This is a genomic window from Streptomyces sp. 12E, from assembly GCF_055633275.1.
This window is the reverse complement of sequence record NZ_JBVNCJ010000001.1, coordinates 6486850-6507128: the sequence shown is the minus strand read 5'-3', so window position 1 is coordinate 6507128 and position 20279 is coordinate 6486850. Positions and strand designations below refer to the sequence as shown.

Here is a 20279-nt window from a genome sequence, read left to right as displayed (position 1 = left end):
GAGGGGGCCTTTCACTGAGGGTTCGGGGGCTACGGGGCTACGAGGGCTCCGGGGACGGGGACAGCAGTCGGGGCACGTCCCAGTCGCGGGCCACGTCGTCGGTGTCGGCGCCCGGCCGGGCGGGCCCGGTGCGGACGGTGGTGGGGGTCGCGGAGAACCGCGGGGCCGGTGCGGGCTGGGTGATGCCGGCGTGGTCCGTGAACGTGGAGCGGGCGGCGAGGTGCGGGTGGTGCGGGGCCTCGCGCAGGGAGAGCACGGGCGCCACGCACGCGTCGGAGCCGTCGAACCGGGCCGTCCACTCGTCGCGGGTGCGGGTCCTGAAGCGGGCGGCGACCCGTGCGCGCAGCTCCGGCCAGCGGGTGACGTCGGCGTGGGCCTCGGCCTGGTCGTCCAGGCCGAGCAGGCGCAGGAACTCGGTGCAGAACCGCGGCTCCAGCGCGCCGACCGCCATGTGCTTGCCGTCGGCGGTCTCGTAGGCGCCGTAGTAGGGGCAGCCGCCGTCGAGGAGGTTGGCGCCGCGCCGGTCCTGCCAGGCGCCGGCGGCGAGCATGCCGTGGATCATCGCGGAGAGGTGGGCGGTGCCGTCCACGATGGCGGCGTCGACGACCTGTCCGGCGCCGGTCGCGCGGGCGTGGTGCAGCGCGGCGAGGACGCCGACGACGAGGTAGAGGGAGCCGCCCGCGTAGTCGCCGAGCAGGTTGGCCGGGACGGCGGGGGGCCCGTCCGGGTCGCCGATCATGCCGAGGGCGCCGGTGAGGGCGATGTAGGCGATGTCGTGGCCGGCGCGGTCGGCGAGGGGGCCTTGCTGACCCCAGCCGGTCATCCGGCCGTAGACCAGGCGCGGGTTGCGGGCGTGGCAGTCCCCGGGGCCCACGCCGAGCCGCTCGGCGACTTTGGGACGGTAGCCCTCGATGAGGACGTCGGCGCGTTCGGCGAGGTCGAGGACGCGGGCGGGGCCGTCGGGGGCCTTCAGGTCGACGATCACGGAGCGCTTGTTGCGGTTGGTCACGTCGAGGGCGGGGTCGATCCCTGGTCCGGGGCCGCCCGGACGGTCCACGCGCACGACGTCGGCGCCCAGGTCGGCGAGGAGCATGGCGGCGAACGGACCGGGCCCGATCCCGGCCAGTTCGATCACGCGCACGCCGTCGAGCGGTCCGTGTCCCGGCGCCTTCGCCTCCGTCATCGAGCCCCCATCGGCTGTGACACTACTGGTGTAACACCTACGATGCTAGGAACGTGCCCCGCCCGGCACAAGACCGGGCGAGCAAGCGCTTGGCCACTCTACGGCGCGGCGCTGTTCCCCGCGCCGGTCCGCGCACCCGTCCGGCGTGCGCCGGACTCCGGGCCGCCTCCCCCGGAGCGCGGCCGTACGCTTTTTCCCGCTTCTTCGGGGCGTTCGGGGGCACGGTCACCGGTTTCCTCCGGGCTCGTCGTCGGGCGCCGTCCCCCCTCACGCTAGCCTCGGCCACCGACAGCGGCGCGGCTGCACGACCAAGGGGTGTCATGAGCAGGCTGAACAGGGCGGACCGTCCGTACGACGTCGTGCTCTTCGGAGCGACCGGCTTCGTCGGCGCGCTGACCGCGGAGTACCTCGCCGACCGCGCCCCCGCCGGGCTGCGCTGGGCGATCGCCGGCCGCAGCGCGCAGAAGCTGGAGCGGCTGCGGGAACGGCTGCCCGGCGGCGCGGGGGTCGGGCTGCTGCGGGCGGACGTGTCCGACCCGGCCTCGCTGCGCGCCCTCGCCGAGCACGCGCGGGTGGTCGCCACCACCGTCGGCCCCTACGTGGAGTACGGCGAGGAACTCGTCGCCGCCTGCGCGGACACCGGGGCGGACTACGTCGACCTCACGGGTGAGCCGGAGTTCGTGGACCTGACCTACGTCCGGCACGACGCACGCGCGCGGGAGACCGGGGCGCGGCTGGTGCACGCCTGCGGCTTCGACTCGGTGCCGCACGACCTGGGCGTGTACTTCACCGTGCGGCAGCTTCCGGAGGGGGTGCCGCTGACCGTGGACGGCTTCGTGCACGTCGACGCGGCCTTCTCGGGCGGGACCTTCGCCTCGGCGCTGAACCAGTTCGCCCGGCACCGCGGACTGCGCGCGGCGGCCCTGGACCGCCGGCGCCACGAACCGCGGCTGGTGGGCCGCCGGGCGTCGGCCTCGCCGGGCGCGCCGCGCTACGCGCCGGAGGTCGGCGCCTGGGCCCTGCCCCTGCCCACCGTCGACGCGCAGATCGTGCGCCGTTCGGCCAGGACACTGGACCGGTACGGCCCCGACTTCCGCTACCGGCACCACGCGGCCGTGCGGCGGCTCCCGGTGGCGGTGGGCGGGGTGGTGGCCGTGGGGGCGCTGGTGACGGCTGCCCAGTTCCCGCCCCTGCGGCGCCGGCTCTCCGACCGGCTCGGGCCCGGCGACGGGCCGGGCCCCGAGAAGCGCGCCCGGAGCCGGTTCACCGTCCGCTTCGTCGGCGGGGGCGGCGGGCGCCGGGTGTACACGGAGGTCTCGGGCGGCGACCCCGGCTACGACGAGACGGCGAAGATGTTGGCCGAGGGAGCCCTCTGCCTGGCCTTCGACGACCTCCCGCCGACGGCCGGCCAGGTCACGACGGCGGTGGCGATGGGCGACGCGCTGATCGGCCGCCTCCGCGCGGCGGGCATCCGCTTCCGCGTCGCCGCGACCCGGCCGGCCCTGAGCTAGAGCGGCCGTCCGGCCGGCGTGCGGGCCATCGCGACGATCCGGCCCAGCCCGGCCGGCACGGCGAGAGCGGCGGTCACGGGCCGTGGGGCCGCGGCGGCGGGCTCGGGCGCACGGTGCGTCGTCATGCGCGCCAGCCTGCCGGGGCGGGCGACGGCATCCGTACGGGTGCTCAGGAGCGGTACTCGGACCGCAGGGGCACGTCCCACGCCGGATTGACCCGCGCTTGAGACTTCCGCGCCTCGCACCCCGGAGAACACGATGAGAGCGCGGCCGAAAAAGCGACCGACTCTCAAAGGGAAGTTCAATGAAACACTTGAAGGCATGCGATTTCTCCTTGAAGTGGCCATGGACGACGACGCGTTGACGAGGGACCCGGCGGGTGAACTGGGCCGGATCCTGCGGTACTGGGGCGGGAACCTGCGGCACTACGCGATGGAGCCCGGGGACGGATCGGTGATCCACGACTCGGAGTACCGCGAGGTGGGGCGGTGGAGTGTCGAGGACGTCTCCTAGAGGGGGGCGGCCTCGGCGAGTGCGCGACGGCACAGGGCGTCGGCCCTGCGGGTGGTCTCCGGGAGGCGGTAGGCGGGGGTCAGGGCCAGGGTGTGGGCGCAGGCGTTGTCCAGGTCCACGCGGTGGCCGACGGAGACGAAGACCGGCTTGACGGCGTCCCTGGTGCGCAGGGCGCGGCCGACCTCCTCGCGGCCGGCGAGCAGCGGGGAGGCGCTGCCGCGCGGGGCGCCCGGTTCGTCGTGGGTGAAGGTGAAGGGGTTCTTGGCGACGCCGATCGTCGGCAGGCCGGTGAGGACACCGAGGTGGCTGGCCAGGCCGAAGCGACGGGGGTGGGCGAGGCCGTAGCCGTCGCAGACCACCAGCCCGGGCGGGCACGGCAGGGCGTCGAGGGCGGCCAGCACGGTGGGGATCTCGCGGAAGGCGAGCAGTCCGGGGACGTACGGGAAGGAGATCCGGCCGACGGCCGTGGACTCGGCGACGACGTCGAGGGTCGCCGCGTCGAGGACGACGGCCGCGGCGACGACGACGTCCCGCTCGTCGTCGTACGCCACGTCGACCCCGGTGACGTGGCCCGTGCCGGGCGACGGGCCCGGTTCGTCGAGCACCACCCGCGCGCGGAGCGCGTCCTGGACCGCGCGGGCCTCTTCCTCGGTCACGGGCCAGTCGGCCGGTGTGCGTACGGTCGTCATGGTGCCCCGAGCCTACGGGGCGCGTGCGCTCCGCGCGGAGGGCGCCCCGGGGTCCGTGCCCTCCGCGCGGAGCGGGCTCACTTGCCGAGCGCCCGCTGGAGCTGTCCCTTGTTCATGTGCGAACGGCCTTCGACACCACGCTTCTTGGCCTCCTCGTACAGCTGGTCGCGCGTGGGCCCCCGAGAGCCCTTGCCGGAGCGCTGGCCGCCGCGCTTCCCGGACGACATGTCCTGCGTGGAGGTGCGACTGGCCGTCTTCGACTCGCCGGACCGGGCGCGCTCCTTGTTCACCGTCCGGGCGGCGATCTCCTTGGCGCGCCCGGTGCTCTCGCCCCGGTCCTCGGCGCTGTCCTTGATGTGCTCGTACTGACGCTCCCGTTTGGGGCTGGAACCGCGTGGCATGTCCGCTCACTTCCTCTCGGGTACGGCGGACGGGTACCCACGTCGGCGGCGATCAGGGCACGCCGCACGCATCGATGCTCCGGCCGGGCGCGCGGTCGACCGTGTCGTACGAGCCGGTGTCGACGGTCCGCCGGGCGCGGCCCGCGCCGGTCGTCGGGTCGGTGCCGGTGGGGCCGGCCGCGAGGGCGGCGGTGCGGCTGTGCGGGCGGCGGGCGGCGCCGGAGCGGCAGGCCGGCGGCGGGGTGCCGGCCGGGCGCCGGGTGCGGTGCGCGCGACCGCTCGGGGAGAGCCGTGTCACTCGGGTGCATGAAGGCGGTGACAGAGGTCACTCGCTTTTCGTGTGCACGGATTGGCCGATTCCGTCGTCTCATCCCGTAGCCGACCCGATCCGCCCCGGAAGCCTGTCCAGCCGTCACGAGGGAGCAAGGCGTTGTCCACCGTCATCGAGCAGACCGTCGAGGCCCGTCTCGTCGCCGCCGCGCCGCGGATGCCGAGCATTCCCGCCACCCTGCACTACGACCGCGACGACCCGTTCGCCGTCCGCATGACCTTCCCCGCGCCCGCCACCCTGGAGGGCGTCGATGTCTGCTGGACCTTCGCCCGCGACCTGCTCGCCGCGGGGATGCAGGAGCCCGAGGGCGACGGCGACGTACGGGTGCGGCCGTACGGCTACGACCGCACCGTGCTGGAGTTCCACGCCCCCGAGGGGACCGCCGTCGTGCACGTCCGCTCGGGCGAGCTGCGCCGGTTCCTGGAGGCCACCGGCGAGCTGGTGCCGGTCGGTCTGGAGCACCTCCGGCTCGACCTGGACCACGATCTCGCGGAGCTGATGCGCGACGCCTGACGCGCACGGCCGGCGCCCGCCGCTCGACGGGGCGTCGCGCGTGGCGTGCGGGTGGCCGTCGTCCCGTGCGTCCCCGTGCCGGGCGGTTCCCGCACGGCGGACCGGGGCGGGCGGGGCCGGGCTTCAACGGCGGCGGGCGCGTGGTGCGCGTCGGCGGGATCCTCGCCCTTCCGGGTCGACGGCCCCGGGCTCCGGGCAGCGGGTCCGTGCGGGACGTGGTCCGCTCGCACCGGGGCGTGGCGCCGGCCGACAGTGCGGGGCGGGGGAGCACATGGCGTGCGCCCATGGGGCGCGTCCACATGCGGGAGCACCCCAGGGGCGGGCCCTCACCGAGCGAGGTCTCATCGCCCCCTGGTGAGCGAGGCCAGCGGCGCCTCGTCCCTCAGCCCCGCGCACAACTCGCGCAGGACGGCGGCGAACGCGGGCGTCGCCGCTCCGGCGCGGCGGGCCAGGGTCTCCGCGCGCCCGTCGCGCAGGGGACCGCCCGGGGCGGGCGGCAGGTCCGCGGCGGCGGCGAGGGCGAGTACGGTCGCGGTCGGCCCGGGAACGTCCTCCACCGGTGCGGATCCGGCCAGGATCCGGTGGGCCTCCCGGCGCAGGGCGTCCGCGCGGGCGGTGTCGGCCAGGACGTGCTCCACCGACGGGAACACCCCGAGGACCCGGTGCTTCTCGGCGCGCAGCACTCCCTCGGCCACCAGTTGCTCCCGGACCGCGTCCAGGGTGTACCGCGCGCGCAGCGTCACCCAGACGCGCCAGCGGTGCGGGCAGGACTCGCTGACCAGCTCCAGAAGACCGTCCAGGACCGGGTCACCGGTCCTGGAGTCGAGGTCGCGGGGGGTGGCGATGCCATCGTCGTCGATCAGCAGGCCCCGCCGGGCCAGCTCGGCGAGGGCCCCGGCCCGCACCGCGGGGGCCTGCCGGGACGGGTCGGCGTCCCAGGCCAGCAGGGACAGACGGGCCGGCAGCGAGAGCGGGCCGTTGGGCACGGGGCCTCCTCGGGGGCGGTGACGTCGTGACCGGAAAAGCCGTTGACAGCCGTTCCGGGCACTCCTACGGTGTACAGCGGTCCTGTTGCCGTCGATGGGAGAAGGACGTTGCTCGTCTGAGGTTCTGAGACACCGCGTCACACCGCTCAGGTGTGTACGTCGCGTGCGACCTCGGCGTTCGAGCCGTCCTTGCGGAACAGGGCTTTCTCATGCCCAGGCCTTCCCTCCCGGCTGCCGGTCCTCGTCCCGCGGTGTCTCGATACGCGTGTGCCCCTGATCGCCCCGAGCAACCGCGGAGGCCCGTATGACACCATCCATCACCTGTACGTCCCTCGTCTTCACCTGGCCCGACGGCACCACCGTCTTCGAGGACCTCGACGTCGCCTTCGGCCCCGGCCGCACCGGTCTCGTCGGCGTCAACGGGTCCGGGAAGTCCACCCTGCTGAAGCTGATCGCCGGTGAGCTCCGGCCGGCCGACGGCGCCGTCCGGGTCGTCGGCGAGGTGGGTTACCTGCCGCAGAACGTGACGCTCGACACCGCGCTGAGGGTCGACGAGGCCCTCGGCATCGCCGCCCGGCGGACCGCGCTGCACGCCATCGAGGCGGGCGACGCGGCCGAGGAGCACTTCGAGATCGTCGGCGACGAATGGGACGTCGAGGAACGCGCCCTGGCCACGCTCGGCGAACTCGGCCTCGGGCACATCGGTCTCGACCGCACCGTCGGCGAGGTGTCCGGCGGCGAGTCGGTGCTGCTGCGGCTGGCCGCGCTGCTGCTGCGCCGCCCGGAGGTGCTGCTGCTCGACGAGCCCACCAACAACCTCGACCTGTACGCCCGCAGACGGCTGTACGCGGCCGTCGCGAACTGGCCGGGCGTCATGGTCGTGGTCGGCCACGACCGTGAACTGCTGGACCTGGTCGACCAGATCGCGGATCTGCGCTCGGGGGAGGTCTCCTGGTACGGCGGCAACTTCTCGGCGTACGAGGAGGCCCTGGCCGTCGAACAGGAGGCCGCCGAGCGGATGATGCGCGTCGCCGAGGCGGACTTCCGCAAACAGAAGCGCGAACTGGTCGACGCCCAGGTCAAGTTGGCCCGTCGCAAGCGGTACGGACAGAAGATGTGGGACCAGAAGCGTGAGCCGAAGATCGTCATGGGGGCGCGCAAGCGCGCGGCGCAGGAGTCCGCGGGCAAGCACCGCATCATGCACGAGGAGAAGCTCGCCGAGGCCAGGGAACGCCTCGACGACGCGGTGGAGGCCGTACGGGACGACGACGAGATCCGCGTCGACCTGCCGTACACGGCCGTGCCGCCGGGTCGCGGGGTCCTCAACCTCATGGACCTGGAACTGGAGTACGGCGCCCGGGTGAACGGCGGCCTCGATCTGCGCGGCCCCGAGCGGGTGGCGCTGATCGGACGCAACGGCGCGGGCAAGACGACGCTGCTGCGCACGATCGCCGGGGAGCTGGAGCCGGTGTCGGGCGAGGCGGACGTCCATGTGCCCCTGCGGTTCCTGCCGCAGCGGCTCGACGTCCTCGACCCGGGGCTGACCGTCGCCGAGAACGTGGCCCGGTTCGCCCCGGGCGCCACCAACAACCGGGTCCGGGCCCGGCTCGCCCGCTTCCTGTTCCGGGGCGCCCGCGCCGACCAGAAGGCGGAAACGCTCTCCGGCGGCGAGCGGTTCCGGGCGGCGCTGGCGGCGCTGATGCTGGCGGAGCCCGCGCCGCAGCTGCTGATGCTGGACGAGCCGACCAACAACCTCGACATGGCGAGCGTCCGGCAGCTGACCACGGCGCTGGAGTCGTACGAGGGAGCCCTGATCGTGGCCAGTCACGACCTGCCGTTCCTGGAGTCGATCGGCATCACCCGGTGGCTGCTGATGGAGGAGGGGGAGCTGAAGGAAATCACGACAGAAGCTGTCGGGTATTCCGCCTAGCGTCGGCGGTATGAACCAGTCCAGCGAGTTCATCACCATCACCGGAGCCGGGGAGAACAACCTCAAGGACGTGTCGCTGCGCATCCCGAAGGGCCGGCTGACCGTGTTCACCGGCGTTTCGGGATCGGGGAAGTCGTCGGTCGTCTTCGACACGATCGCGGTCGAGTCGCAGCGCCAGCTCAACGAGACGTTCACCTGGTTCGTGCGCAACCGGCTGCCGAAGTACGAGCGGCCGCACGCGGAGGCCCTGGAGGATCTGACGCCCGCGATCGTCGTCGACCAGCGGCCCGTCGGCGGCCACTCCCGGTCGACGGTCGGCACGATGACGGACGTGTACTCGGTGCTGCGGGTGCTGTTCTCACGGCACGGCACGCCGAGCGCCGGACCGGCGACGGCGTACTCGTTCAACGACCCGTCGGGCATGTGCCGCGCGTGCGACGGCCTGGGCCGGACCGTACGGCCGGACTGGGACCGCATCCTCGACGCGGACCGCTCCCTCGCCGAGGGGGCGGTCCGCTTCCCGCCGTTCGCCGCGGGGACCTGGCAGGGTCAGGCGTACACCAACAGCGACGAGCTTGACCCGCACAAACCGGTGCGTGAATTCACCGCGGCGGAGCGGGAGTTCCTGATGCGGGGGCGCCCCGGCAGCAAGGTCACCGTGAACGGCACGGGCGGCACCTGGACCACCGAGTACGAAGGGCTCGCCGACCGCTTCGAACGGCTGTACCTGAAGCGGGACCTGGCGGGGATGAGCCAGAAGACCCGTGACACGGTGCGGGAGTTCCTGGCCGAGGGCGTCTGTCCCGCCTGCCGGGGCGCGAGGCTGAACGAGGCGGCGCTGGCGTCCCGGATCGGGGGCCGGTCCATCGCCGACTGCGCGGCCATGCAGGTCACCGACCTCATCGCCGCGCTGCGGGAGATCGACGATCCGGTGGCCGGCGCGGTCGCCGGGGCCGCCGTCGCCGCACTGGAACGGATCGAGACGATCGGGCTCGGCTATCTGAGCCTGGACCGGGAGACGAGCACGCTCTCCGGCGGCGAGGGGCAGCGGCTGAAGACCGTACGGCACCTCGGATCGAGCCTGACCGGGATGACGTACATCTTCGACGAGCCCAGCGTCGGACTGCATCCGCGGGACGTGCACCGCCTCGGCGAACTGCTGCTGCGGCTGCGCGACAAGGGCAACACCGTGCTGGTGGTCGAGCACGACCCGGACGTCATCGCGCTGGCCGACCACGTGGTCGACATGGGCCCGGGCGCGGGAGCCGGGGGCGGCCGGGTGGTGTTCGAGGGGACCCCGCGGGAGCTGGCCGCCTCGGGCACCCTGACGGGGCGGTGTCTCGGACGGCGCACGACGGTCAAGGACGCGGTGCGGGAGGCGACGGGCGGACTGTGGGTGAAGGGGGCCGACCGGCACAACCTGCGGGAGGTCACCGTGCGGTTCCCGACCGGGGTGCTCACCGCCGTGACCGGGGTGGCCGGTTCGGGCAAGAGCACACTGGTCGCCGAGTTCGCCGCCGTGCACCGGGACACCGTGGTGGTCGACCAGTCCTCGATCGGCATCTCGGCGCGGTCCACCCCGGCGACGTACCTCGGGATCATGGACACGGTACGGAAGGTCTTCGCGCGGGAGACGGGGGCGGAGCCGGGGATGTTCAGCTTCAACTCCGGCGGCGCCTGCGGCGCCTGCGAGGGCCGCGGGATCATGTACACCGACCTGGCCTTCATGGACCCGGTGACCACGACCTGCCCCGCCTGCGAGGGGCGGCGGTTCAAGGACGAGGTGCTGCGGCTGACCGTCGGCGGCCGCTCCGTCGCCGACGTGCTCGGGATGACCGCCGAGGAGGCGCTGGACTTCTTCCAGGAGACGGGCGTGCGGCGCCGGCTGCGCGCCCTGCGGGACGTGGGCCTCACCTACCTCACGCTGGGACAGCCGCTGTCCACCCTTTCGGGAGGTGAACGGCAGCGGATCAAGCTGGCCACCCGGTTGCACCGCAAGGGCGTGGTGTACGTGCTCGACGAACCGACGACCGGGCTGCACATGGCGGACGTGGACGGTCTCGTCGGACTTCTGGACCGGCTGGTGGACGCGGGCAACAGCGTGATCGTGGTCGAGCACAACCTCGACGTCGTCGCCCGTGCGGACTGGGTGATCGATCTCGGTCCGGACGGCGGGAGGGACGGCGGCCGGGTGGTGTTCGAGGGCACGCCGGCCGAGTTGCTCCACGCCGACGGGTCCTTCACGGCGGAGCATCTGCGGCGGGCCGGGCGCTGAGGCCGTCACCGGTGGTACACCCCCTCGCGGCCGGGGGTGGTCCTGTCCGGATCCGCCCCGCATGATGGTTGCGCCGGCGTCCGTGGGAGGCCGGCCGTCCTCGGGCTCCCGCAGTCCGGCCGAGCCGTGCCCGTCCCGTCCGAAAGGCGCACCCGTGCCCAGCAAGAAGGCCCTCGTCCGCCGTCCCTCTCCCCGCCTGGCCGAAGGGCCGGTGACGCACGTCGAACGGGAGGGCGTCGACGTCGGCCGCGCGGTGGAGCAGTGGGAGGCGTACACGGAGGCACTGCGCGCCCACGGCTGGGAGACGATCGACGTGGACCCGGCCGACGACTGCCCGGCCTCGGTGTTCGTGGAGGACACGGTCGTCATGTTCCGGAACGTGGCGCTGATCGCCCGCCCCGGTGCGGAGTCCCGGCGCGCGGAGACGCCCGGGGTCGAGGAGGCCGTGGCGTCGCTGGGCTGCTCGGTGAACCGGGTCCGGGAGCCGGGCACGCTGGACGGCGGCGACGTGCTGAAGGTCGGCGACACGGTGTACGTGGGCCGCGGCCGGAGGACCGACGCGGCCGGGGTGCGACAGGTGCGGGCCGCGTTCGAGCCGCTGGGGGCGCGGGTGGTCGCCGTGCCGGTCGCGAAGGTGCTGCATCTGAAGTCGGCGGTCACGGCACTGCCGGACGGGACGGTCGTCGGGCACGTACCGCACATGGACGCGCCGTCGCTGTTCCCGCGCTTCCTGCCCGTTCCGGAGGCGACCGGGGCGCACGTGGTGCTGCTCGGCGGGGACAGGCTGCTGATGGCGGCGAGCGCGCCGAGGACCGCGGAACTGTTCGCGGACCTCGGCTACGAGCCGGTCCCGGTGGACATCGGCGAGTTCGAGAAGCTCGAGGGGTGTGTGACGTGTCTCTCGGTGCGCCTTCGAGAGCTGCACGCCTGACCGGCGACCGTGTCACCCGTACGGCGTAGTGGCCTGCGGCTCCGGGGCAGGACGACACCCGGAGGAACCCCCGCTGATCAGCCTTCTTTACGACACCCTTAACCTACGGCTACGTAACCTACGGCTACGTAGCCTACGATTCCGTAGGTTCCCGGCGCCGCTCGCCGGACCTCCGCACGTCACCGTCCCCCTGGAGTCACCCGTGTCGCTCACTTCTCCCCACCTCGGCAGCCCCTCGGTCTGGACCGACGCCCGGCTGTTGTACGCGCTGGAGGAAGTGGTCGAGAAGGAGCTCAACCGGCACCTGAAGGTCACCAAGGACTGGATGCCGCACGAGTACGTGCCGTGGAGCGACGGCCGCAACTTCCCCGGCTTCTTCGAGGACGGCGAGGCCTGGGACAAGGAGCAGTCGAAGGTCACCGAGGTCGGCCGGATCGCGCTGGTGGTGAACCTGCTGACCGAGGACAACCTCCCCAGCTACCACCACGAGATCGCCACGCTGTTCGGCCGGGACGGCGCCTGGGGCACCTGGGTGCACCGCTGGACGGCCGAGGAGGGCCGGCACGGCATCGTGATGCGGGACTACCTGCTCGCCTCGCGGGCGGTGGACCCGGACAAGCTGGAGCAGTTCCGCATGGCGCACATGAGCGAGGGCTTCGAGTCGGACAACCGGCACTCGATGCTCCACTCGATCGCCTACGTCGCCTTCCAGGAGCTGGCCACCCGCATCTCGCACCGCAACACCGGCCACCAGTCCGGCGACCCGGTCTGCGACCGCATGCTGGCCCGCATCGCGACCGACGAGAACCTGCACATGGTCTTCTACCGCAATCTGCTCAAGTCGGCGTTCGAACTGGCTCCGGACCTCACGATGCAGGCGGTGCGCGATGTCGTGGTGAACTTCCGGATGCCCGGCCACGGCATCCCCGGGTTCGAGCGGGCGGCCGCGCAGATGGCCATCGGCGAGGTCTACAACCTGCGCATCCACCACGACGACGTGCTCCAGCCGGTGCTCCGCTTCCTGAAGGTCATGGAGATCGACGGACTGGGTCCCGAGGGCCTCAAGGCCCAGGAGGAACTGGGCATGTTCATGGGAGGCCTGGACGCGGAGGCCGCGAAGTTCGACGAGAAGCTGGCGGCCCGCAAGGCCCGGATGGCGGCCCGCGCAGGCAGCTGAGGCCCGGCCCGGGGCGCGAGGGGGCGGGCGGCGCGTCCGCCCGGGCAAGGCGGTGCGTCCGCCTCCGCGCGGCCGGACCGGTTCTCCGCGGACCGGCGACCGGCGACCGGCGACCGGCGACCGGCGACCGGCGACCGGCGACCGGCGACCGGCGACCGGCGACCGGCGACCGGCGGGGACTACCGTCCGGTGCGCCGCAGTTCCAGGCGCTCCTTCTCCGACATGCCGCCCCAGACACCGAAGCGCATGTCGTTGGCCAGGGCGTACTCGAGGCAGGCGGCCCGGATCGGGCAGAGACCGCAGATGCGCTTGGCCTCGCGGACCGAGCTGCCGGGCTCGGGGAAGAAGAAGTCTCCCCCCGTCTGCGCGCACAACGCCTCCTCCTGCCAGGCGAGGTCGGGCGACGGGATCGTTTCGGTGTGCATGCCCGAGAGCGTGCCGTGCGGCGAAAAACGTCCGATCAACGCGGAATCAACGGAGGGCCCTCGGGGCCTTCCGTGACCGCATGATGATGACTTCGGCGCGCACGGCGCGCACGGCGGCGCGCCGGGTGTGTCAGGTCTCGCGCGGATCGCCCTCGAGGACGGCGAACCGCGCGCCGTACGGGCCCTCCGGGCGGGCGGGCCGGCCGACGCGGGTGACGGAGGCGGCGGACATCCGCACCCCGCCGCCCGGTTCGACGGCCCTGGCGACGACGGTGTCCGTGTCGTCCACCCCGAAGCCGGGCGGCCAGGACCCGCCCCCCCCCAGGCCTTTGAGTCACCGGGGAGGCACGACTGCCCGCGGACGGCGGGGGCCTAGGCGGACGCCCGTCGGATCAGGGTCGTCGGGAAGATCACGGCGGACGGGGTGCCGTCGGCGTTCCCGTCGGACGTGGTGGTGCCGTCCAGGTCGCGCAGGAGGAGGCGGGCCATCAGCCGGCCCATCTCCTCGATGTCCTGGCGGACCGTGGTCAGCGGCGGTTCGGTCTGCTCGGCGATCGGCAGCATGTCGTCGAAGCCGACGACCGCCACGTCGTCCGGCACCCGCCGCCCGTGCTCGCGCAGCACGCGCAGGGCGCCCGCCGCCATGAGGTCGTTGCCGGCGAACACCCCGTCCAGGTCCGGGCAGCGCCCGAGGAGCCGCCGCATCGCCCGCTCGCCCCCGGCCGGGGTGAAGTCGCCCTCCACGACCAGGCGCGGATCGGCGTCGGCCATGACGTCCCGGAAGCCGTCGAGCCGGTCCACCGCCGCGGTCTGGTCCAGGGCGCCGGTGATGTGGGCGACACGGCTGCGGCCGAGGCCGAGCAGATGCCGCACGGCGTCGCGGGCGCCGCCCCGGTTGTCGCTGTCGACGTAGACGACGTCGCGCCGGCCGCCGTTCCCGTCGGGCCGGCCGCCGTACACGGTCGGCAGGCCGGCCCGCTGGATCAGTTCGGGCAGGGGGTCGTCGATGTGGAGGGAGAACACCAGCGCGCCGTCGACATGACCGCCGGCCAGGTAGCGGCCGACGCGGGCGTGGTCGTCGCGGTCCTCGGTGAGCAGCAGCACGAGCTGGTTGTCGTGGGCCGTCAGCTCCTTGCTGATGCCGCGCAGCTGCCGGGCGAAGAAGGGGTCGGCGAAGACCCGGGTCTCCGGTTCGGCCACGATGACGGCGACGGCGTCGTGGCGCTTGGTCACCAGGCTGCGGGCGGCCTGGTTCGGCACGTACCCGAGTTCCTCCACCGCCCGCCTCACCCGTTCGGCCAGCGGTTCGCGCACCCCGTCGGAGCCGTTGACCACGCGGGAGACCGTGGCCCGGGAGACCCCGGCCCGCGCGGCCACCGCCTCCAGCGTGGGGCGCGGCACTGTCTCGGTCACTTCGGGGCTCCTCACCTGCGGCTGCGGGAAAGGATAGCCCCGGCCCGGCCACGGGCGAGAGCGCTCCCGGATCACGTCCGGTGCGTCAGTGTCCGTGCTCGTGGTCCTCCCCGGCTGCCGCCCCGTGGGCGTGCTCGTGCGGGTCGTAGCCCGGGATGGTGCCGTCCGGCTTCTTCACCAGGAACAGGCCGACCATGCCCATGTCCGAGTGGCTCTGGACGTGGCAGTGGTACATCCAGGCGCCCGCCCCGACGCCCTCCCCCGCGATGATCTGGAAGCCGAAGGAGTCGGCCGGGCCGCAGATCTTGTTGTCGATGACCTGACTCGGGTCGTCGGGTCCGGTGAGCATGCCGGTGCGGTTGTCGGCCCAGCGGTGACCGTGCATGTGGAACGTGTGGTAGTACTCGCCGTGCGTGATCATGACGATCTCGACGCGGTCGCCCACGGTGGCCTCGAAGTCCGGGCCGGTGTGCGCCGGCCTGTTGTTGATCGACATGTCGTTGAAGACGATGGTGTGGGTCGCGTCGGGCAGGACGTCGCCCTTGCGGCGCACGATCACCGGGCCGTACAGCCCGCCCCGGATGCCGCCGGTGCCGTGCACCGTGCCGACGACGTGGTCGTGGTAGTGCCAGTAGCCCGCGCTGCCCTCCCGCCAGGTGCCGTCGGCGCGCCGGCCGGGCTTGTGGGTGCGCCAGGTGTAGGTGCGGGTGCCGCCGGGTTCGACGTCGCTCCTGTTCTGCTTGGTGCCGTCGCTGGAGATCTCGTAGTCCAGTCCGTGGACGTGCAGGCTCACGGGCACGTCCATGGTGTTCTCGAACTCGACGTGCAGGGTGTCGCCCTCGTTGAGCTCGATCAGCGGGCCGGGGATCGACGCCCTGCCCTTCTCGAAGCCGTAGCCCATCTGTCCGCCGGCCAGCCGCTCGGCGTACATCTTGACGCGCCGCACCTCGCCCCCGGCGGGGGCGGTCCTCGCCGGTGCGGCCGCGCTCACGGCCTCGGGCGCGACGGACAACGATGTCGCAACGGCAGCGCCGCCCAGCAGTACCCGCCGGTTGAAGCCGCGTCTGTCCATGCCGAACTCCCCACGTGGCTGTCATGAACCTGTGAAACCGTACTGGCCGCTCCTTCGTTTATCCACACTCAGGACAAAGTTCGTTTCATTGCTGCGATAGGTATTGGCGTGTGACGCAAAGAGGTCTAGCTTCCTTGACGCTGTTGCTGCGACCGAGGAGGGGTGGGTGGCCACGTGCGGTCCACATCGCATCACGAACCCGTGCGCTTACGGGGATTGAGCACGAGAAGCACGACGGGCGCGCCAAGGGCGGGAACGAGACGGCGCCTCTGGGCGGCCACCGTGACCGCCGGCGTCGTCGCCGGACTGCTGTCGGGTCCCGCCGCCGGCGCGCACCCGGCCCCGGAACCGTCCCTGACAACGATGTCGATCAAGTCGCCCCCGGGCGGCGCGAGCGTACGGGTGCTGCTGTTCCACGGCTCCGCGGCCGACGGTGACGAGTCACCCCTGGTGAACGCCGGGATCGCGGCGATCGAGAGGATCGGCCTGTCCGGCCCGGAGGACCAGCGGTTCACGGTCACCGCCACCGGCAACGCCTCGGTCTTCACCAACGCCGACAGGCTGAGCCGTTTCAACACCATCGTGTTCCTGACCGGCGGCGGGGACGTCCTCGATCCGGACCAGGAGGCGGGCCTGGAGGCGTACATGGAGGCCGGCGGCGGTTTCGTCGGCCTGCACGACGCGGCCCGCGCGGAGCCGTACTCGGACTGGTTCACCGGTCTGATCGGCGCCCGTCCGGCCGCGTCGAGCCCCGCCGCGGTGCAGCGGGCGACCGTCGAGGTCGGTGACCGCGCGCATCCGGCGACCAGGAACCTGCCCGCCCAGTGGAAGCGGCCCGACAAGTGGCTGAACTGGGTGAAGAATCCCTCCGGCGACGTGCACACGGTCGCCAGGGTCCGTGAGTCGACGTACGCGCCCGGCGCGGGTGCCAACGGCTGGGACCACCCGGTCAGCTGGTGCCGCGACTACGACGGCGGCCGGTCCTTCTACACCGGCATGGGCGGCACGGTGTCGTCGTACGACGAGACCGACTTCCGTGACCACCTGCGCGGCGCCCTGCTGTGGACGACCCGGCTGGTGCGGGCCGACTGCAAGGCGACCATCACCGGCAACTACGAGGCCGAGCGGCTGACCCGGCCCAACCAGCCGGGCCTCAACGACCAGATCGGTGAGCCGCACGGGCTGGTCACCGCGCCCGACGGCCGCGTCTTCTACATCGGCAGGGGCGGCGCCGACGCCTCGCAGCCCGTCGTCACGGACTGGAACGACCCGGACATCGGCAAGGGCACGGGCGAGATCCACGTCTACGACCCCAGGACCAAGCAGGTCACCCTCGCCGGGGCGCTCACCGTCTTCGGCAACAAGGGCGGCGGCGACGAGCTGAGGAAGGTCGAGGAGGGCCTGCTCGGCATCGAACTGGATCCGGCGTTCGAGCGGAACGGGTGGGTGTACCTGCACTACACCCCGCACTCCGGGATCGACCGGGACACCCGCATGGCCGAGCGGCGGGTCTCCCGCTTCACCTACGACGGGGCCACCGGAAAGCTGGACCTCGGCAGCGAGAAGGTGCTGCTGAAGTGGCCGGTGCAGATCCACAGCTGCTGCCACGCCGGCGGCGGGATGGCCTGGGACTCCAAGGGCAACCTGTACATCGCCACCGGCGACAACAACTCCAGTGGATTCAGCGACGGTTACTCGGGCAACAACCCCCAGCCCAACTTCAAGGGCGTGTCCTTCGCCGACGCCCGCCGCACCGCCGGCAACACCAACAACCTCAACGGCAAGATCCTGCGCATCCACCCGGAGCCGGACGGCACGTACACCCTTCCCGAGGGCAACCTGTTCACCGGGAAGGAGACGGCCGAGGGCGGCGGCAAGACGCGCGGCGAGATCTACGTGATGGGCGTGCGCAACCCGGCGCGCATCTCCGTGGACCGGAGGACCGACACCCTCTACGCGGGCTGGGTCGGCCCGGACGCCGGCGCCCCGTCGACGACCTGGGGCCCGGCGAAGTACGACACGTTCGCCGTGATCACCGAGGCGTCCAACCGGGGCTGGCCGTACTGCATGGGCAACAAGCAGCCCTACCGGGACCGCAATCTGCCGGACCCGTCGAAGCCGCTCGGCTGGTACGACTGCGACGCCCCGAAGAACGAGTCGCCGAACAACGACGGTCTGGTCAACCTGCCGCCGGTGACCGGCAACAACATCTGGTACTCGCCGCAGGGCGGCGGTCCGGACTTCCCGCGCGACGCGAACGGCGTCCCGTCGTACGAGCAGGACGAGGCCGCCTACCGGCTGCCCTGGCTCAAGGGCGGCGGCCAGGCCGCGATGAACGGCCCGGTCTACCGCTACGACGACGCGAACTCCAGTGACGTCAAGTGGCCGGCGTACTGGGACGGCAAGTGGTTCGTCGGTGACTTCTACGACGCCGACCAGCCGCGCAACGCGGTGCTGATGGACCCGAAGACGCAAGGGGACGGCGGTCTCCCGGTGCACTCGGAGTCCCTGAAGAAGATCGTGCCCGTCGGCAACGACGGCATCAGGAACCTGATGGGCTGGACGTTCGGCCCGGACGGCGCGCTGTACGTCCTCGACTACGGCCGCGGATTCTTCACCTCCGACACCAAGTCCGCGCTGTGGCGGGTCACCTACACGGGCGGCGGTCCCACCCCGGCCGCCGGCCAGTTGGCGAGGAAGGCCGGATGAGACCAGTGACACGGCGACGAAGAGCGTGGGCCGGCCTGCTGGCCGCCCTGCTGATGACGCTCGGCCTGCAGACGACGTCCGCGGCCGGCGAGTCCGGATCCACGGCGGCCGAGGCGGCGGAGCAGGTGCTCACCTGGACCGCCGGCGACAGCATCACCGAGTACACCTCCGCCCCGACGACCGCGGTGGCCGGTACGGCGACGATCGTCTTCGAGAACAGCGCGGCCACCGGCAACACCACCGGGATGCCGCACACGCTGACGTTCGTGACCTCCGACCCCGAGTTCAACGACGACGTCCAGCTGAACATCCTCGCCAACCCGGCCGACGCCCGGGGCGGCCGGCACACCGCCGAGGTGACGCTCACCCCGGGCCGCTACTTCTACCACTGCACCATCCCCGGCCACGGTGAGATGCAGGGCATCCTGACGGTGACCGAGGGCGGCGGCGACGACACCACGGCGCCCGAGGCCACGGCCGAGGTGACCGGCTCGCGGAACGACGAGGGCGCGTACGTCGGTTCGGCGAGCGTCGCGGTCGAGGCCACCGACTCCGGTTCGGGCGTGGACCGGATCGAGTACGCGATCGGGACCGACGGCGCCTGGCAGCCGTACACCGCCCCGGTCGTCGTCGACCAGGTCGGTGCGCACACGGTGCGCTACCGCGCGCTGGACAAGGCGGGCAACGTCTCGGCGGAGCAGCGCGTCGCGTTCACGGTCGTCCCGCCGCCGACGGACGACTCGACCCCGCCGGAGACCTCCGCGACGGTGGACGGCGAGAGGAACGGCGACGGGGCCTACATCGACATGGCGACGGTGACCGTCACCGCGTCCGACACCGGCTCCGGCGTCAACACCATCGAGTACGCGGTCGGCGCCGACGGCGCCTGGACGGCCTACGCCGGCCCGGTGATGGTGCACCGGGCGGGCGCCCACACGGTGCGCTACCGCGCCACCGACAGGGCGGGCAACACGGCGGCGGAGAAGAGCGTGGAGTTCACGGTCGTCTCCGCTCCCCCGCAGGACACCACCCCGCCCGTGACCGGCGTGACCCTCGGCGGCGTCAGGAACTCCGACGGCGCCTACGTCGGCAGGGCCGCGGTGACGGTCAGCGCCAGCGACGGGCACGACGGATCCGGCGTGGCCGCCGTCCAGTACTCGCTCGACGGCGGACCGTACCTGGCCTACACCGCGCCCGTGGTGGTCGACCGTGCGGGCCGGCACACCGTGGCCTACCGGGCGAGCGACAAGGCGGGCAACACCTCCCAGCCGCTGACGGTGAGCTTCACGGTCGTCGCGGACGGCGGGGTGCCCTCGCCCGGCTGCCCGGAGTACGACGAGCGGCGGACGGTGATCGTCGGCACGGTCGACTCGGGTGTGCCGAACCGGGTCACCGACAACCGGTGCCGGGTCGGCGAGCTGATCGAGGACGAGAAGCAGTGGACCTCGCAGGCGCTGTTCCTGAAGCACGTCGGCACCGTCCTGGACGGACTGAGGAAGGAAGGGGTCATCGACGAGCGGGAGCGTCGGGCCATCAACCGGGCGGCCCGCGAGTCCGGCATCGGCGCGCCCGGCCAGACCGACGGCTACCGGACGATCCTCGACGGCACCGAGGCCTCGTTCGCCAAGTGGGAACAGGTGGGCGGCGGTTCGTTCGCGCTGAATCCGGACGGGTCGATCACCTCCGGCACCACGAGGAGCGGGCTCGGCATGCTGTGGTTCCCCGAGCGCACGTACGGCGACTTCTCGCTGAAGCTCCAGTGGCGTGACGACGCCCCGGGCACCGGCAACGCCAACTCCGGTGTGTTCGTACGGTTCCCGCAGATCCACGACCACCCGGAAGAACCCCGGCCGGAGTGGGCCGCCATCAAGTTCGGGCACGAGATCCAGGTGTTCGACTCGCCCACCGGCGACATGTACAAGACGGGCTCGGTCTACGGCTTCGACCGGGTCGGCCTGGCCGGCGCGGGCGTGACGCAGAAGGGCACCTGGAACGACTACGAGATCCGGGTCGTGGACCAGCACTACTCGGTCTACCGCAACGGTGTGCTGATCAACGAGTTCGACAACACCGGCGGCCAGGACTTCACCCCGCCCCGCTCGGACGACCCGGGCACGGACGGGCGGCGGTTCGCCTCCGGCTACATCGGACTGCAGGTGCACGGCACGACGGACGTCGTCTCCTACCGGGACGTCCGGATCAAGGAGCTGTAGTCCTCAC

At 72.6% G+C, this 20279-nt stretch carries 18 protein-coding genes and 1 pseudogene; 9 read left to right on the top strand and 10 right to left on the bottom strand.

Translation table 11 applies throughout. The features are described 5' to 3' along the window. Positions 1 to 37: 37 nt before the first annotated feature. Complete coding sequence (locus ACZ8ZB_RS29860) at positions 38 to 1183, bottom strand: CaiB/BaiF CoA transferase family protein (protein WP_470740716.1); 1146 nt, start codon at positions 1181 to 1183, stop codon at positions 38 to 40. Between the two features lie 320 nt (positions 1184 to 1503). Here ACZ8ZB_RS29860 and ACZ8ZB_RS29855 point away from each other — a divergent pair, with 320 nt between their 5' ends. Then, the gene (locus ACZ8ZB_RS29855) at positions 1504 to 2694 is read left to right on the top strand and encodes a saccharopine dehydrogenase family protein (protein ID WP_470740715.1); all 1191 of its coding nucleotides are present in this window, start codon (positions 1504 to 1506) and stop codon (positions 2692 to 2694) included. Here ACZ8ZB_RS29855 and ACZ8ZB_RS29850 read toward each other — a convergent pair. Continuing rightward, positions 2691 to 2819 carry a morphogenic membrane protein MmpA gene (locus ACZ8ZB_RS29850; RefSeq protein WP_470740714.1) on the bottom strand — a complete coding sequence of 43 codons (129 nt, stop codon included), beginning with the start codon at positions 2817 to 2819 and terminating at the stop codon, positions 2691 to 2693. The two genes, ACZ8ZB_RS29855 and ACZ8ZB_RS29850, sit on opposite strands and share 4 nt — an antisense overlap. Before the next feature lie 196 nt (positions 2820 to 3015). Between ACZ8ZB_RS29850 and ACZ8ZB_RS29845 the strand changes: the two genes are divergently transcribed. Beyond that, positions 3016 to 3207: a hypothetical protein gene (locus ACZ8ZB_RS29845; RefSeq protein ID WP_470740713.1), complete on the top strand. Its 192-nt coding sequence runs from the start codon at positions 3016 to 3018 to the stop codon at positions 3205 to 3207. Here ACZ8ZB_RS29845 and ACZ8ZB_RS29840 read toward each other — a convergent pair. From ACZ8ZB_RS29840 to ACZ8ZB_RS29830, 3 genes and pseudogenes are all read right to left on the bottom strand, one after another. Further along, on the bottom strand, positions 3204 to 3896 hold the full coding sequence (locus tag ACZ8ZB_RS29840) for an endonuclease V (RefSeq protein WP_470740712.1): 693 nt from the start codon (positions 3894 to 3896) through the stop codon (positions 3204 to 3206). The genes ACZ8ZB_RS29845 and ACZ8ZB_RS29840 overlap by 4 nt on opposite strands. Before the next feature lie 77 nt (positions 3897 to 3973). Next, positions 3974 to 4297, bottom strand: coding sequence for a plasmid stabilization protein (locus ACZ8ZB_RS29835; RefSeq protein WP_470740711.1), 324 nt, complete (start codon positions 4295 to 4297; stop codon positions 3974 to 3976). Positions 4298 to 4349: 52 nt separating this feature from the next. After that, a pseudogene (locus tag ACZ8ZB_RS29830) lies at positions 4350 to 4577 on the bottom strand (oxidoreductase); the annotation flags it as partial. 150 nt (positions 4578 to 4727) lie between these two features. Between ACZ8ZB_RS29830 and ssgD the strand changes: the two are divergent. After that, positions 4728 to 5141, top strand: a complete 414-nt coding sequence (gene ssgD / locus ACZ8ZB_RS29825; RefSeq protein WP_470740710.1) for a spore wall synthesis regulator SsgD — start codon at positions 4728 to 4730, stop codon at positions 5139 to 5141. Between the two features lie 341 nt (positions 5142 to 5482). On the opposite strand, the gene ACZ8ZB_RS29820 is transcribed toward ssgD, so the two are convergent. Beyond that, positions 5483 to 6127 (bottom strand): GOLPH3/VPS74 family protein, encoded by a 645-nt coding sequence (locus ACZ8ZB_RS29820; protein WP_470740709.1) that lies wholly within the window; start codon positions 6125 to 6127, stop codon positions 5483 to 5485. Between the two features lie 304 nt (positions 6128 to 6431). Between ACZ8ZB_RS29820 and ACZ8ZB_RS29815 the strand changes: the two genes are divergently transcribed. From ACZ8ZB_RS29815 to ACZ8ZB_RS29800, 4 genes are all read left to right on the top strand, one after another. Beyond that, entirely contained in the window at positions 6432 to 8057 is a 1626-nt protein-coding gene (locus ACZ8ZB_RS29815; RefSeq protein WP_470740708.1) for an ABC-F family ATP-binding cassette domain-containing protein, read from the top strand. A 10-nt stretch (positions 8058 to 8067) separates the two neighbouring features. Then, positions 8068 to 10332 (top strand): ATP-binding cassette domain-containing protein, encoded by a 2265-nt coding sequence (locus tag ACZ8ZB_RS29810; RefSeq protein WP_470740707.1) that lies wholly within the window; start codon positions 8068 to 8070, stop codon positions 10330 to 10332. Between the two features lie 154 nt (positions 10333 to 10486). After that, positions 10487 to 11263: a dimethylargininase gene (ddaH, locus tag ACZ8ZB_RS29805; RefSeq protein ID WP_470740706.1), complete on the top strand. Its 777-nt coding sequence runs from the start codon at positions 10487 to 10489 to the stop codon at positions 11261 to 11263. A gap of 202 nt (positions 11264 to 11465) precedes the next feature. After that, positions 11466 to 12440: an acyl-ACP desaturase gene (locus tag ACZ8ZB_RS29800; RefSeq protein WP_470740705.1), complete on the top strand. Its 975-nt coding sequence runs from the start codon at positions 11466 to 11468 to the stop codon at positions 12438 to 12440. 179 nt (positions 12441 to 12619) lie between these two features. Here ACZ8ZB_RS29800 and ACZ8ZB_RS29795 read toward each other — a convergent pair whose 3' ends face one another. The 4 genes from ACZ8ZB_RS29795 to ACZ8ZB_RS29780 all read right to left on the bottom strand — a co-directional run bounded on the left by ACZ8ZB_RS29795 (position 12620) and on the right by ACZ8ZB_RS29780 (position 15350). Continuing rightward, positions 12620 to 12865 carry a WhiB family transcriptional regulator gene (locus ACZ8ZB_RS29795; protein ID WP_470740704.1) on the bottom strand — a complete coding sequence of 82 codons (246 nt, stop codon included), beginning with the start codon at positions 12863 to 12865 and terminating at the stop codon, positions 12620 to 12622. Positions 12866 to 12995: 130 nt separating this feature from the next. Then, the gene (locus ACZ8ZB_RS29790; protein ID WP_470740703.1) at positions 12996 to 13154 is read right to left on the bottom strand and encodes a hypothetical protein; all 159 of its coding nucleotides are present in this window, start codon (positions 13152 to 13154) and stop codon (positions 12996 to 12998) included. Positions 13155 to 13237: 83 nt separating this feature from the next. After that, positions 13238 to 14278, bottom strand: a complete 1041-nt coding sequence (locus ACZ8ZB_RS29785) for a LacI family DNA-binding transcriptional regulator (protein WP_470740702.1) — start codon at positions 14276 to 14278, stop codon at positions 13238 to 13240. An 85-nt stretch (positions 14279 to 14363) separates the two neighbouring features. Next, positions 14364 to 15350 (bottom strand): multicopper oxidase domain-containing protein, encoded by a 987-nt coding sequence (locus ACZ8ZB_RS29780; protein ID WP_470740701.1) that lies wholly within the window; start codon positions 15348 to 15350, stop codon positions 14364 to 14366. Positions 15351 to 15551: 201 nt separating this feature from the next. On the opposite strand from ACZ8ZB_RS29780, the gene ACZ8ZB_RS29775 reads away from it, so the two are divergent. Both ACZ8ZB_RS29775 and ACZ8ZB_RS29770 read left to right on the top strand, forming a co-directional pair. Further along, positions 15552 to 18059, top strand: coding sequence for a ThuA domain-containing protein (locus tag ACZ8ZB_RS29775; RefSeq protein WP_470740700.1), 2508 nt, complete (start codon positions 15552 to 15554; stop codon positions 18057 to 18059). Further along, positions 18056 to 20272: an OmpL47-type beta-barrel domain-containing protein gene (locus ACZ8ZB_RS29770; protein ID WP_470740699.1), complete on the top strand. Its 2217-nt coding sequence runs from the start codon at positions 18056 to 18058 to the stop codon at positions 20270 to 20272. The genes ACZ8ZB_RS29775 and ACZ8ZB_RS29770 overlap by 4 nt, the downstream gene beginning before the upstream one ends. Positions 20273 to 20279 lie beyond the last annotated feature (7 nt).